This window comes from Pseudoalteromonas sp. SWYJZ19, assembly GCF_015864375.1.
GTDB classification, from domain to species: Bacteria; Pseudomonadota; Gammaproteobacteria; order Enterobacterales; family Alteromonadaceae; genus Pseudoalteromonas; species Pseudoalteromonas arctica.
This window is the reverse complement of record NZ_JADYXI010000039.1, coordinates 1-14,650: the sequence shown is the minus strand read 5'-3', so window position 1 is coordinate 14,650 and position 14,650 is coordinate 1. Positions and strand designations below refer to the sequence as shown.

Below are 14,650 nucleotides of genomic sequence, written 5' to 3'. Positions count from 1 at the left end.
GCAGAAAAGTAAAATACGTGCAATTAATGCACTCTCATCCAATACCCATCACGTAGGTCGGGCGAGCGAAGCGACTCCCAACGTTAAAATCACATCGAGAATAACTACAGTGTTCTTATTTGGCGAGCTGGGTTACCGGCTACTACGGTATTAGGCATTACATTTTTAGTTACAACAGATCCCGCACCCACAATACTATTTTCACCAACACTTACACCCGCTAAAATAACTACACCCGCGCCAATCCATACGTTATTGCCTAACGCGATTGGTGCTGCAAAGTTTTCCTTATTAAGCCTCTCTGCTGGATTAGTAGCATGTGACACAGCAAGTAGCTGAACGTTCGGTCCTATTAAGCAGTCATCACCGATAGTAATTGAGTAATTGCCTAATGGTGAGTCGAGAAGTGTGCAATTAATATTTATAAAAGTACGATCACCAATAACTATTTGATTACCGTAATCGCAATGAAAGCCTGATTCTATAATTACACCATCACCCGAGTTTAAAAATAACTCCTTGATACGTTTTAAGTTCCCTTTGCTTGGGCTCTTATTAAATAAACGGCAAGTTTCACCAGCTTGCTTTCGCTGTGCTAAGTATTCTTTACTGATACTGTTAAATGACTGCATTGTATTTATCTTTATAACTTAATTGTTTATAGCTTACCGTATTTTTAGTTTTATTATTATTAGAATAAAACTGTGTTTTTTTTGCTCGTTCACTTGCCATTTAGGTTGTTTCGTTTAAAATCGCATAACTTTCGAAACGAAACTTAATTCACGATCTTTATGACTAAACGAAACACACAACAGCGTCGTCACAATATACTGGTTCAGGTTAATGAACTAGGTGAAGTAGTTGTTGAAAAGCTAGCTGAACAGTTTCAAACATCAGAAGTAACCATTCGAAAAGATTTAACCTCGCTTGAAAAAAGTGGCTTATTACTTCGCCGCTACGGTGGTGCTATTGCACTACCCAAAGAAATTGTTAGCGATGAAGTAGATTCAAAGCGCAAAGTAGCAATAGCAAAAGCGGCAGCCTCACTTATAAACGATCATAACCGCATTATTATTGATAGCGGACGCACTACAGCAGCGATGATCCCTGAACTTGCCAATAAACGTGGGCTCGTTGTTATGACCAATGCGATTAAAGTCGCTAGTCGTTTATTAGCACTTGAGAACGAGCCGACACTTTTAATGACCGGCGGAACGTGGGATCCACATTCTGAGTCATTTCAGGGGCAAGTTGCCGAAAATGTATTATGTTCTTACGACTTTGATCAGCTTTTCATTGGTGCTGACGGTATAGACGTAAAGCGTGGCACTACAACCTTTAATGAGTTAGTAGGCTTAAGCCAGGTTATGGCAAAAGCGGCACGTGAAGTAATAGTAATGGTTGAATCTGACAAGATTGGCCGAAAAATACCAAATTTAGAATTACCGTGGAAAATAGTAACCACATTAATAACCGACAATGGCTTAGCAGACGATAAACGCAAAGCGATTGAGGCGTGTGGTGTAAAACTAATTTGCGCAGAGATTATACAATAGCTACTGAGTAGCAAGTATTTAAACAATTAATGGAGACACTATGTGTGGAATAGTTGGGGCAGTTGCAGAACGTCCAGTAAACAAAATTTTAGTTGAAGGCCTTAAGCGTCTTGAATACCGTGGTTATGACTCAGCAGGCGTAGCCTTGCTTGATGGCAACACACTTAATACTGTTAAAGCAGTAGGTAAAGTAGTTAACGTAGAAGCAGCGCTAGAAAAAGCCGGCGTTAGTGGTCATACAGGCATTGCACACACACGCTGGGCAACACATGGTAGCGTTACAGAAGAAAATGCACACCCACATGTATCAAACAACCAGCTAGCACTTGTGCACAACGGTATTATTGAAAACCACGCTACGCTTCGTGCAGCATTAAAAGCTGATGGTTACAAATTTTTATCAGACACTGATACAGAAGTAATGGTGCATTTAATTCACCAACTTCGTAAGCAACACACAACGTTACTTGCATCAGTACAAGCAGCTGTTAAACAGTTTGAAGGCGCATTTGGTACCGTTGTATTTGATAAAGATAACGACAACGAAATTATTGTAGCGCGCTCAGGTAGCCCTCTTGTTATAGGTTTAGGCCTTGGCGAAAACTTTATTGCGTCTGATCAATTAGCATTATTACCTGTTACTCGCAGCTTCATCTTTTTAGAAGAAGGCGACGTAGCACGTATTACACGTGACACAGTAGAAATTTTTGATGCAGACGGTAACGCAGTTGAGCGTGAAGTGATTGAATCAAACATTACGCAAGATGCATCAGGTAAAGGCGATTACCGTCACTACATGCTAAAAGAAATTTACGAGCAGCCACTTGCCGTACGTAATACCCTTGAAGGACGTTTAAACGACGACCGCGTAGCAATTGATGCCTTTGGCGACAGCGCTCAGCAAATATTTAAAGATGTAAAACATGTGCAAATTATTGCCTGTGGTACGTCTTACCATTCAGGTATGGTTGCACGTTACTGGCTTGAGCAGTTTGCGGGTGTTAGCTGTAATGTAGAAATAGCTTCTGAATTTAGATACCGTCAGTCGTTTGTTCATGAAAATAGCTTACTAGTTACTATTTCTCAATCGGGTGAAACAGCTGATACGTTAGCTGCATTACGCCTAGCTAAAGAGCAAGGTTACATGGCCTCAATGACTATTTGTAACGTACCTGGTTCATCGCTTGTACGCGAATCAGACCTTGCCTTTATGACTAAAGCAGGCGCTGAAATAGGCGTTGCCTCTACTAAAGCATTCACAACGCAATTAGTTGGTTTGTTAATGCTTACTGCGTCTATAGCGCAAGAAAAAGGCCTTGATCAAAGCGCAATTGTAAATGCGATTAAAGTACTTCCAGCTAAGTTAGAAGAAACATTATTACTCGCTGATGGTATTGCAGACCTTGCAGAAGAGTTTGCTGATAAACACCATTCATTATTTTTAGGTCGTGGTTCACAATACCCAATTGCAATGGAAGGCGCGCTTAAGCTTAAAGAGATTTCGTACATTCATGCAGAAGCCTACGCCGCTGGCGAGCTAAAACATGGCCCACTAGCGCTTATAGATGCCGACATGCCAATTATTGTTGTAGCACCAAATAACGAATTGCTAGAAAAACTTAAATCAAACGTAGAAGAAGTACGCGCACGTGGCGGCATTATTTATGTATTCGCAGATAAAGATTCACACTTTGAGTCAGACGACACAATGCGTGTAATCAACGTAAACCATACTGACGATATTATTGCGCCAATTGTTTACACACTGCCATTACAGTTATTGTCGTACTACGTAGCCGTAATTAAAGGCACTGACGTTGATCAACCTCGTAACTTGGCTAAATCTGTTACTGTTGAGTAAAATCAATAGGTTATAGGTTTTGATTGATGTTAAAAAAGCGCTTAAGGCGCTTTTTTTGTGCCTGAAAGTCTGTTAGCTTAAGTAACTTATTATTCTCTAAGGGATTAGTCATGCGTTTATTAACCGTAATTTGTTTTGTTAGCTTTTTTGCTTTTAGTTCACAAAGTGCCTTTGCACAATCTAGCACTAAACAACAAACCGCTGATTACTCTCAGTACACACATATATTTAAATCGGCTGTTTTAAACGAAGAACGCACAGTTACAGTACAGTTGCCTAAAAGCTATCAAGCTGAGTCAAACAAGGTATATCCTGTTATATATCGCTTAGATGGCGCGGGTAATATACCGCTTGCCAGTGCTGTTATCGAGCGCTTACAAAATGATAATCGTGCGCCCGAGGTTATTATTGTCGCTATTGAAAGCACTAATCGACTCAGAGATTTCTATCCTACAGTGAATAAAGAGCCACAAGGGCCTGTCGGTGAAGGCGGTGGTGCAGCAAAGTTTTTAGCATTTATTGAGCAAGAACTTATGCCCTTGATTAATAAAAGTTATCGTACGCATAGCTTCAATGTAATTGCTGGGGGCTCAGCAGCAGGCGTATTTGCACTTTATACTATGCAAGCTAACCCTGACCTTTTCCAAGCGCATATTGCTTACAGCCCTGCCGTTTGGTGGAACTATGGCGCATCGGTAAAAAATACAAAATCGTTTATAGCTAAAAAGAAAGAGCTTAACAGCTACGTTTACATCAATATTGGCGAAGAAGCCGGCATAATGCGTGAAAGGTACGATGAACTACAGCAATCACTGCAATCGCATAAAGTGCGAGGGTTACGTTTTTTTAGTGATGCGTTTGATGGTGTGTCGCATAACCTGACTTCCGTAGCTGGGGTATTTAATGCCTATCACAACTTATTTTCACCTAAACAAATGCCAATGAACGCTTTAACTGACGATGTAGCCTCTATTGATGCTTATTACCAAAACTTATCTCAGCAATGGGGCGAGCAAATATCGCCACCAGATCGCGCTGTTAGATCACTAGGTTATAACCTAACGGGCAGCAAGCAATTTAACCGTGCTATTGAAGTGTTTAAATACAATATAAAAAACTATCCAAAATCAGTCGATGCGCTTTCTGCTCTATCTTATGGCTATGAAATGCAAGGCGATACCCGTCAAGCGCTTGAATATATGGAATCTGCTTTAGCGATTGCTGACGACTCATATCCTTACATAAATTACTTAAAAGAAACAAAAGCTAGATTGCAGGTAGAGTTTGATAAGCGTAACTTGGTTTTTTAGCTACAACTAATAAAAACGACGCGCAAGCGTCTTTTTTATTAGTTGTAGCTAAATTTTATTTAAATCACTAATCCCTACTTAATAATCGCTAAATACGCTAAAATTACAGGCTACTTTTTTAGCAATGAGCCCGTAATATTCATGACCTCAGCAACAAGCCCTAGCACATTTACCGAACTTGGCCTTATTCCAGAGCTATTAGCTCGTTTAACCGATTTGGAATATATCCAGCCTACGCCAATTCAAGCTAAGGCTATACCTAGTGTGCTTGCGGGGAGTGACTTAATTGCAGGGGCAAATACTGGCTCAGGTAAAACAGCAACGTTTGCGCTGCCAATGCTACAAAAAATGTTTGTTGAACAAGGTAGTAAAAGCGCAGCAAGCAAAGGCAATTTTGTAACAGGGCTTATTTTAGTACCTACTCGTGAGCTTGCAACGCAAGTAGCCGATAGCGTTAAATCGTATTCTGCTAACTTTAATGGCGTAATTAAAACGGTTGCTGTGTTTGGTGGCGTGTCGGTTAATACACAAATGCAGGCTCTTCGTGGTGGCGCTGATATTATAGTGGCAACACCCGGGCGTTTGCTTGATTTAATCTCAAGCAATGCTATTAAGCTTGATAAACTAAATACGCTTGTGCTTGATGAAGCCGACCGCATGCTAAGCCTTGGCTTTACCGAAGAGCTTGCTGAGCTATTAGCGTTAATGCCTGCTAAAAAACAAACTATGTTGTTTTCAGCAACTTTTCCAGAGCAAGTTAAGCTATTAACACAAGATCTATTAAATGACCCTGTTGAAATACAAGTTCAAAGCAAAGACGAAAGCACCTTAGTACAACGTGTTTTTACCGTAAACAAAGGTGAAAAAACCACTGTTTTAGCGCATTTAATTAAAACGCATAAATGGCGCCAAGCGCTGATTTTTGTAAACGCAAAAAAAGACTGTGAACACTTAGCCAGTAAACTTGAAAAACGCGGTGTTAACGCACAAGTATTCCATGGCGATAAAGGTCAAAGTGAGCGTACTCGCGTAATCGAAAAATTTAAAGCGGGCGAAATTGAAGTGCTTATTGCAACCGATATTGCTGCACGTGGTTTAGATATTGAAAAACTGCCAGTGGTAATAAACTTTAATCTACCACGCAGCCCGTCTGATTATATGCACCGTATTGGCCGAAGTGGTCGTGCTGGTGAAGTAGGCTTAGCACTTTCATTGGTTGACTATGAAGACTTGCATCACTTTAAAGTAATCGAGAAGAAGAATAAGCTACGCCTTGAACGTGAGGAAGTAGCTGGCTTTGCCGTTAACCAAGCTAATCTGGATGCTGCACAGGCACTTAAAAATGAAAAGCCAATGGCAAAACCAGAAGGCACAGGCAAGAAAAAGAAAAAAAATAAAGCCGATGATATAGATGATGTATGGAGTGGTTGGAGAAAAAAATAAGCTTTAACACTATATGAGTCATTAAATTCAAGCCATTAAAAAACCCTGCAAAATATGCAGGGTTTTTTGTTGGCTCTAGTTTATTTTGCTATGCGGCAAATTAAAAGTCAGTTGGAGCAGGTGGCACTGTTAAAGGTTGTTTTGGATTAGCTTTAAGCTCATCTAGCAGCTCTTCTACGGCGCGTTCTATTGAAGGGTCTTGCCCTTTATAGACTAACTCTGGACGGTCTATTACTTTAATGTCGGGTGTAACACCTTCGTTTTCGATTATCCAGTTACCTTGATTGTCTAATACACGGAAGGTCGCTGCGATCACTTGCCCACCATCTACCAGACTTGGGTTGCCAGAAATACCAATTAACCCTCCCCAAGTACGCGTGCCAATGAGTTTACCTAAACCTGCTTGGCGGAAGTAGTACGGAATAGCATCCCCACCTGAGCTTGAATAGCCGTTAATCAGCATTGCTTTTGGACCATCGTGAGCAAACTGTGGTGTTTTTGTTGGTTCTACACCACGGCGCTTCCAATAATTTAAAGGTTTTCGCGCTAACCACGTGATCATGTGTTCAGGAATAAAACCACCACCATTGTAACGGTCATCAATAATCATGGCGTCTTTTGTCGTTTGCGGCATGTAATTTTTAAACATGGCGCGGTTACCCTCGTATGCCGTATTTGGTAAATGCACGTAACCAATTCGACCATTCGAAAGTTTATCAACGTAAGCTGCACGTGAGTTAACCCACTCTAGGTAACGCAGTCCTTGTTCACTTGCCACTGGTTTTACAGTTACTTGCCATGCCCCTTTACTGCGTGGTTTATTGTTAAGCATTAACTCAACTTGCTCACCTTGAGTGTTCTCAAGTAGTTCGTAAAAGTTAGCAACGTCTTTTACAGAGCGTCCATTAACAGCAATTATGTAATCGCCGTTTTGGGCTTTAACGCCTGTAGTTCCCAGTGGCGAGCGAAAATCATCATGCCAGTTTTCACCTTGGAAGATCTGTTCAATTTTTACATAACCAGATGGATCGCTAGCGAGAGTTGCACCCAGTAAGCCATGGTTTTTACGTTCTGCTTTTGGCATATCGCCAGATTGAACGTAAATATGACCGGAATTAATTTCGCCCGCAATTTCGCTAAGAATGTAATCTAGGTCGCTACGATGTGCGATAGCATCAGCCATAGGCTGGTATTTAGCTAAAATAGCATCCCAATCTTGCCCATGATGGTTTTCGTCGTAGAACCAGTCGCGCAGTGTGCGCCAGCCTTCTACATACATTTGCTGCCATTCTATTTGTGGATTAATTTTCAACGTCATTTTGCTTAAATCTAGCTTGTTGGCGTCTAGGTCTTGCTTTGGCTTCGGTTCAATTAAGCTGTAATTGTTACCAGCATGAACCAGTATATGTTCGCCATTACTTGAAATAGTGTAATTGCTTACGCCTTTAGCGACTGTTTCTAGCTCACTATCGTGCTCGGTACCAATAAGTTGTAAACCACCATTGGCAAGAGTAAGTACGCCGTCTTTTACTGCGGTTAAGCCACGGTAATCGCCCGCAGGGGCATTAAGTGCGGTAACACGCTGCATAAAGTCACTGCTTTGCAGTGCGTTTTTAACTTTTTTGTCGTCTTCTTTTTCGTCATCTTTATCTTTTACAATAGTGGTTTCGTCACTTTGTAATGCAATAAGTGGCTTAATGCTATCGTTTACCGCAGCCGCATAAATACGGGTCGCGCGGTTAAACATGTAGTCAAATTCATAGCTGCTAAAGGCAAGGTTAAAGTCGCGCTCTGAGCTAAAGTACAGGTATTGTCCATCTGGCGAGAAAGTTGGATTTTGCTCATTGGTCATTTCGTCGGTTAAACGCGTTATTTTTTTCTTGTCGATATTGTAATGCCATAACGAGGCGTAGCGATTTTCGTTATTTTTAACGTAAATAATATCTTCGCTATTTGGTGACCAAGTGTACTGGCGTATCCCTTCTTCATCGTAGATAGCGGTATCAATTTTATGTTGTTTACCCGATTTTGCATCTAACCACCACAGCGTATGGTTTTTGTCTGCAAACAGTAATTTAGAACTGTCTGGCGACCAAATAGGGGTAAAACGCCAAATTGTAGCATTGCTTGTTAATTGCTTAATGGCATTGTTTTTACTGCGATCTTTGAGATAAATTTCGTACTCGCCGGTTTCATCGCTCATGTATGCAATATAACGACCGTTAGGTGACCAGCTTGCGTCAATTTCTCTTCCTTTTTGGGTATATGAAAGATTGCGTGTTGGTCCTTGTTTTACGGGCACGCTAAAGAGTTCGCCACGTGCTGTAAACAGCGCACGTTTGCCATCGTGAGAAATCGACATAGATTCAATAAAGTCGCTTACATTTTTACTGTACGGCATGGCGTATTGACGAACGCCAGCAATATTAATGCTTAGCTTGGTGCTTTTTTCTGTTTTTGCGTCAAAGCGATATAAATAACCACCGTTTTCGTACACAACCGCATTTGGGCCCGCTGATGGCCAAAGCACGTCAAAGTTTTTATAGTTTGTAAGTTTTTTAGGTTCACTACCTTTGCGGTACTGGTAAAGGTTTAATGTGTAATCGCGGTCAGACACAAAATAAATATTATCGCCAACCCATGTAGGTTGATGATCGGTTGCTCGGTTAGTTGTAAGTTGCTCTGAGGTGTTATTTTCTAAATCGTAAATCCATACGTCTTGTGCGCGACCACCGCGAGTACGTTTCCATGTACGAAATTCGCGATCGATTGGTGTATACACATACTTGCTACCATCTGGTGAAAGCATACCGCCGCCGGTTTCTGGAATAGCTAAAGGCTGCTCAAGTCCGCCGTCTGCAGGGACCATATAAGGGCGGCCCATACGTTTCCCCCACGGGGTGCGGTTAGCGCGAAACACTACATTTTTGCCATCGGCTGTCCAATCTAAAACACGGTAATCAAAACCACCACGCGGTGGCATAGGGCCAACATCGTTATAGTAGGTAAGTTGCTTTAGGCCAGAACCATCGCTGTTGATCACATAAATTTGGCGGCTGCCGTTATATTCGGCTGAAAATGCAATGCGCTTACCGTCAGGAGAAAATTTAGGGAATGTTTCAAAACCAATATGGTCGGTTAAACGTTTGCTTTGCCCTGTTTGCGTATTAGCAATATAAATATCACCACTGTAAACAAAGGTCACGTTTTGGTTATGAATATCTGGAAAGCGTAGTAAGCGAGTGTCTTTAGTTTCATAGGCTGATACGCTCGGTGCGATAATCGCAGCCAAGGCAAGAGCCAATGTTGTTAGTTTTTTCATGGGATTACATCCTATATTAAAAGCGGTTACATCATAACAATAAGGTTATAAATAGCGATGCACTTGCGATAAAAGGTCTGTTACAAAATGTGAATAAAAAAGGTTGGCATTAAATGCCAACCTTTAAGAACGTTTATATTATGTTGGGTTTTAAATTAATGGTCGTGATCGTCTTCCTCTGCAATACCAAGCCAAGTAATAGCGCTAGGAGCAAAAGTTAACTCTAGTTCACCTTCAACCTCTAAGTCTTCTAGGTGTACTTGTACTATGTGTTGAGCAATTGGGTCGGCAACATAAGCAAACTCACCATTTTGAGCCACTGTCATGCTAAAGCTCATACCCTCAGGCATGGTTGATACATCTTGTTCGGTAATATCAACTTGGCCTGCAAGTTCCCAGTGCATTTCGCCGTCATGATCATGCCCCGTAAGTACATTTAAAAAGCCTAAGCTGTCGAGAACTAAAAAGTGTTCACCACTGGCTGAGAAAGAATAAGATACAGCACTTGCGCCATCGGCTAGTAGCAATTCTACTTCTTCCATTTCGGCATTTTCAGGATGAATACTCAGTAATACTGAGCCACTGCCATCATGTGCAGCTGCAATACCAAAAATGGTGTCGCTATTTTCGTGGCCATATAAAGTACCAATGCGTTCAGTGCCTACAGCTTCTATATTTGCCACTTTTTGTGCTTCGTATACATCATCTTGTTGATGAGCTATTAGCACACCATCACCACAACCAAATACAACATAGTCGTGGTTTTGTGCTGCGCCCGATAAAACGCTGACTGGCGAAGCTGACTCCATTGCCGACATATGAATTGGCGTTGCTTCAATATCAATAACTTCTATTGGTGAGCGCTCTAGAGTAAAAGACACCGTCTGATTTTCATCAGCATTAACGGATACATCACGATGAAGGTGAGCGTAACCTGGCGCAACAATATGAAGCTCTTTCAGACCATTATTTAGCTCAGCTATTACAAATCGGCCGTTTTCATCGGTAGTTACCTTTATATCTGAGCCTTCAAGTTCTACTACTGCATTACTTACAGCGCTCCCTTTTGTATTTAAAACAGTACCCACTATGGACTGTGCAAGCACACTTGCAGGTAATAAAGCCGCTATTAAAATAGCTAACTGCGATTTACGTTTCATTTTTGCCCTCCTTGAAATGTTATACTATATCAATTACGCTTTAAATGTTATAATGTATCAAGTGCAATTAACGATTGTTATTTAAATGCTTGTTTAAAAGTAAAGCTTTTGTTTGAAGATACTGATTAATAGAGGAAATAATGAAATCGAGTCAAAGTGTAATGGATCGCCTAGCAATAGGGCTTTCGTTAATGTGTACAGTGCATTGTTTTGCAACGCCAATTATTTTAGTGCTGTTACCGAGTTTGGCAGCACTGCAGCTAGATAATGAGCAGTTTCACGTATGGATATTAGCAGCGGTATTACCTACGAGCTTACTTGCGTTAAGCTTAGGTTGTAAAAAACATAAGCAATTTAATTACATGGTACTTGGGATTATGGGTTTGTGCTTAATGTTATCAGCTATTTTTGTAGGAAATGAAGCCGCAGAAAAAGCGCTAACATTAACTGGCTCAGCTTTTATAGCTGTAGCGCATTGGTTCAACTATCGGCAATGTCTTAAAAAAGAAGATGAAAACTGCCCATGTTCAGGTAGTGAATCTGATCAAATGGTTTAGTGCTTGTATTATTGCTGGTGGTATCGCTCTCATCGGCTAAATTAATACTGATTTATATTAAAAACTACAATGACTCAACCTTAAAGCGCAAGATTTTTTATGCTGTAGAAAGTTATCAGCAGTGGCATTATGCTACTACATTCTCTACTGCAGGGTGTTTAGTAATAGCAAATAAAGCCTCAGAATATGAGGCTTTAACGTGTAATCTAATTCGCTTTAATGGTTTCTGCGTTTACACTTTTGTGCGACTCAAGTGCTTCTATTTGATTTACACCCCTTAGTTGCATCATTAATTGTTTTACTAAAATCATGTAAATAAACATCATTGGTAGGCCTGCTACAACGCAAAGTGATTTAATGGTATCTATTCCACCACCGCATAAAAATACGCTAAAACTAATGAGTGCAATTGCACCAGCCCATAGAAGCTTAACTTTATGATCGGGGTCGCCATTTAGCTCCAGCTTATTAGTTGTTAACATAGCCGTGGCAACACTTGCGCTCGACATAGTCGTTAGCATTAAGAAAAACTGAATAACTAAAAATAACACTAAGCCAATATTACCCAATGGTAGAGTTTGAATAAGTGACACTACTGCAAACGTTAAGCCGCCTTCGCTCATCCATTGTTGAACAGGTAAGCCACCAACTAACTGCGCCCACACGGCATAGCCCCCAAAAATTGATATAAAAAATGCACAGCCGAGCGAACCCATCGAAATAGTGTATAAAATAACTTCTTTAATAGTACGCCCACGTGAAATACGGGTAATAAAAAGCCCCATCATAATTAAGTAAGCGTAATACCAAAACCAGTAGTATTGAGTCCACGATTGCGCAAAGCCGCTTTGTTGAACTGGGTCGGTCCAAAGTGACATTCTAAAAAAGTTATCGAGCATGACACCTATTGAATCGGTAAAGTTATTTAAAATAAACTGCGAGTCAGCCACAAGTAATACAAATAAGGCAAAGCATATTGCAGCTATCACCGTATAGTCAGATACTTTGCTAATACCTTTTTTAAAGCCAACAAACATTACGGCAACAAGCATTAAAACAAACAATAAAATAATACTGCCTTGGAGTAATAAGCTATTTTTAATTCCCAACAGCGCAGAAGCGCCTGTACTTAGTAGCGATACGGTAAGTGATAGCGAGCTTGCAAAGGCTGCAAGTGTGCCAAAAATTGCAAGTAAATCGATTGTTTTAGCAATAATAGGGTTATTGCCTACTACGGGTTCACACAGGGTTGAGAGTCTTAAGGTACGCTTTTTTTGTACGTAAAATGCGTACGCAAACGGAATTGCCGGAAAGCAGTAAATGGCCCAGCCAGTCACGCCCCAATGAAAAATAGAATAGGTAACAGACCAAGCTGCTGCTGCGTAGCTATTTGGTTCGGCAAAAAGTGGCGGCGATTGCAAATAATACATCGGCTCGCCAATTCCCCAATATATAAGAGAAGCGCCTACACCTGCAGTAAAAATCATGCCGCCGTACGAAAAGTTAGAGTGCTCTTTTTTTTCTTCACCTAATCGAATCGATCCGTACTTTGAAAAAGCTAACCAAAATAAAAAACCAACTAAAGCTAAGCTCACAAGTTCTACTAACCAGCCAAACCAACCAGTTACAAAATGCATGGCGCTGCTTGCTAATAATTGTGATTGCTCAGGATATAAAGTTGAGATAACTAATAAGGTAATTACTAATGTAATTGCAGGAATAGCCAGCTCAAAGTTAAGGTTTTTCAATGGCGTTTCTCCATTGCACTAGTGCTTCGATATGGCTTGGATTAATTCCGCAGCAACCACCAATAATATTAGCGCCAAGGCTATGCCACTGTTTTGCAAACTCAAGATACTCACCAGGAGATAAATCACGGTAGCCTTGGACTGCTTCATTTGCTTTGTGAGAACTTGAAATAGGAGTAAAGCTGTTAGCAAATGCACCTAACGCTACTTTTTTATTTTGCCTAGTTAATACGTTATTAGTGTCACGTAGTGCTTGCTCAATAACCTCAGGTATAGAGCAATTAAAGAAAACACCTGCAATGTTTTGTTGCTCAAGCAATGCTGCTATAGCGTCACTTACATATTCACCAGAGCGAAGTGTTGCCTGCTCAGTTACTTCATCATTTAACGTAAATGCGTAATAACATGGCTTATTTGAGCATTTAAGTACGCTTGACATAACGTGCGCTTCTTCAATGCTCGATATTGTTTCGCAAAGCCAAAGGTCTACATGGGGATCTTGTGCGTTGTATAAGGTATTTAAAATAGTAAAAGCACGTCTACTTTCAAATAAATCAGGGCGGTACGAACCAAATGCAGGTGGTAATGACCCTGCAACTAATACGTTTTGTTTAGCATTTTTTGCCGCTTTTTTAGCAATAAGAGCAGCTTGCTCTGCGAGTAACGCGCCTTGGTTTTGGTAACGTTCTTCACCTAAGTGAAATGGCACACAGGCGTAGCTATTAACCGTAATTATTTCGGCGCCGGCATCTATAAAACCTTGGTGAGCTTGTGCTACAAAATGAGGAGCTTCTATAAGTGCTTGCGCACTCCAAAGTGGCTGTGAGAACGGAGCGCCAATACGCTTAAGTTCGCGTCCCATGCCGCCATCTAAAATTGTTACCTTTTTCACTTATGGACTTCTATATGTCTAAATGATATGGCGCTATTCAAACATATTTTTTAAAAAATCATAATGAAACTTCATCAGGTTGAGCATGAAAAAAGTTCAACCTATTAAATACGCTATAAAAACGCACAAAAAAAGCGACACCTCATTAGGTAGTCGCTTTTTAGTAAGTATGATTAGCTTACTTATAAAAGGCTTCAACAGTGCCTTTTCTTGTAAGTAAAAGCGGTTGTCCGCGACGATCAAGCCCTTTTGGAGATGCAAACTTTATCCAACCTTCGCTGATGCAGTATTCTTCAACATCAAAACGCTCTTTGCCGTTGAACGTGATACCAATATCGTGTTCAAAAACTTCTTCCACATGATGTGGGCTGCGTGGGTTAATAGAAAGGCGATCTGGTAAAGCAGGTTTTGCGGTAGTGTCGTTCATGGTCATATTCTATATTGAATGAAGTATGCGCTATTGTAGGCAATACAACGCTTTCGCTCAAGAGAGATAGTAGTAAATGTGTTTAAAAATGTACTAATTAATGAGTTGTGTATACAAATGAGATTGTGCTGGGAAAATATTTACAGAAGGGGTTTTGAAGATATTCGACTAAATAATTATAAAGGTAAATATATTAATGGGTTATCTCTAACCCACTAAATTGTTTAGCAATTAGATGCTAACAATGTTCTCAGCTTGTGGGCCTTTTTGACCTTGAGTAACAGTAAACTGTACACGTTGGCCTTCAGCTAAAGTTTTGAAACCGTCGCCAGAGATTGCGCTGAAATGTGCAAAAACGTCTGCGCCAGATTCTT

Annotated in this window: 11 protein-coding genes and 2 pseudogenes; 5 read left to right on the top strand and 8 right to left on the bottom strand. The window is 40.6% G+C overall.

Annotated features, from left to right (window positions below):
• Nucleotides 1-104: 104 nt before the first annotated feature.
• Nucleotides 105-632, bottom strand: coding sequence for a sugar O-acetyltransferase (locus I6F45_RS20760; protein ID WP_197161957.1), 528 nt, complete (start codon nt 630-632; stop codon nt 105-107).
• Nucleotides 633-791: 159 nt separating this feature from the next.
• Here I6F45_RS20760 and I6F45_RS20755 point away from each other — a divergent pair, with 159 nt between their 5' ends.
• From I6F45_RS20755 to I6F45_RS20740, 4 genes are all read left to right on the top strand, one after another.
• Nucleotides 792-1,556, top strand: coding sequence for a DeoR/GlpR family DNA-binding transcription regulator (locus I6F45_RS20755; RefSeq protein WP_166421745.1), 765 nt, complete (start codon nt 792-794; stop codon nt 1,554-1,556).
• 40 nt (nt 1,557-1,596) lie between these two features.
• A complete protein-coding gene (gene glmS / locus I6F45_RS20750) occupies nt 1,597-3,417 on the top strand; it encodes a glutamine--fructose-6-phosphate transaminase (isomerizing) (protein WP_197161954.1) in 1,821 nt (606 codons plus the stop codon).
• 110 nt (nt 3,418-3,527) lie between these two features.
• Nucleotides 3,528-4,727, top strand: a complete 1,200-nt coding sequence (locus I6F45_RS20745) for an alpha/beta hydrolase-fold protein (RefSeq protein ID WP_166421743.1) — start codon at nt 3,528-3,530, stop codon at nt 4,725-4,727.
• Between the two features lie 141 nt (nt 4,728-4,868).
• Complete coding sequence (locus I6F45_RS20740; protein ID WP_166421742.1) at nt 4,869-6,170, top strand: DEAD/DEAH box helicase; 1,302 nt, start codon at nt 4,869-4,871, stop codon at nt 6,168-6,170.
• Nucleotides 6,171-6,270: 100 nt separating this feature from the next.
• On the opposite strand, the gene I6F45_RS20735 is transcribed toward I6F45_RS20740, so the two are convergent.
• The 3 genes and pseudogenes from I6F45_RS20735 to I6F45_RS20725 all read right to left on the bottom strand — a co-directional run.
• Nucleotides 6,271-9,492, bottom strand: a complete 3,222-nt coding sequence (locus tag I6F45_RS20735; protein WP_197161951.1) for a S41 family peptidase — start codon at nt 9,490-9,492, stop codon at nt 6,271-6,273.
• A gap of 155 nt (nt 9,493-9,647) precedes the next feature.
• Nucleotides 9,648-10,274: pseudogene (locus I6F45_RS20730) on the bottom strand (5-methyltetrahydrofolate--homocysteine methyltransferase); the annotation flags it as partial.
• Nucleotides 10,266-10,652, bottom strand: a pseudogene (locus tag I6F45_RS20725) (carboxypeptidase-like regulatory domain-containing protein); the annotation flags it as partial. The pseudogenes I6F45_RS20730 and I6F45_RS20725, both read right to left, overlap by 9 nt.
• Before the next feature lie 140 nt (nt 10,653-10,792).
• On the opposite strand from I6F45_RS20725, the gene I6F45_RS20720 reads away from it, so the two are divergent.
• Nucleotides 10,793-11,209 carry a MerC domain-containing protein gene (locus tag I6F45_RS20720; RefSeq protein ID WP_166421739.1) on the top strand — a complete coding sequence of 139 codons (417 nt, stop codon included), beginning with the start codon at nt 10,793-10,795 and terminating at the stop codon, nt 11,207-11,209.
• A gap of 206 nt (nt 11,210-11,415) precedes the next feature.
• Here the strand turns inward: I6F45_RS20720 and I6F45_RS20715 are convergent, their stop codons facing one another.
• From I6F45_RS20715 to I6F45_RS20700, 4 genes are all read right to left on the bottom strand, one after another.
• A complete protein-coding gene (locus I6F45_RS20715) occupies nt 11,416-12,957 on the bottom strand; it encodes a BCCT family transporter (RefSeq protein ID WP_197161948.1) in 1,542 nt (513 codons plus the stop codon).
• Entirely contained in the window at nt 12,944-13,849 is a 906-nt protein-coding gene (locus I6F45_RS20710; RefSeq protein ID WP_166421737.1) for a homocysteine S-methyltransferase family protein, read from the bottom strand. The genes I6F45_RS20715 and I6F45_RS20710 overlap by 14 nt, the downstream gene beginning before the upstream one ends.
• A 178-nt stretch (nt 13,850-14,027) precedes the next feature.
• A complete protein-coding gene (locus I6F45_RS20705; protein ID WP_002963088.1) occupies nt 14,028-14,276 on the bottom strand; it encodes a DUF3297 family protein in 249 nt (82 codons plus the stop codon).
• Nucleotides 14,277-14,507: 231 nt separating this feature from the next.
• The coding region (locus I6F45_RS20700; RefSeq protein WP_197161945.1) for a cold-shock protein at nt 14,508-14,650 on the bottom strand (143 nt) is incomplete at its 5' end.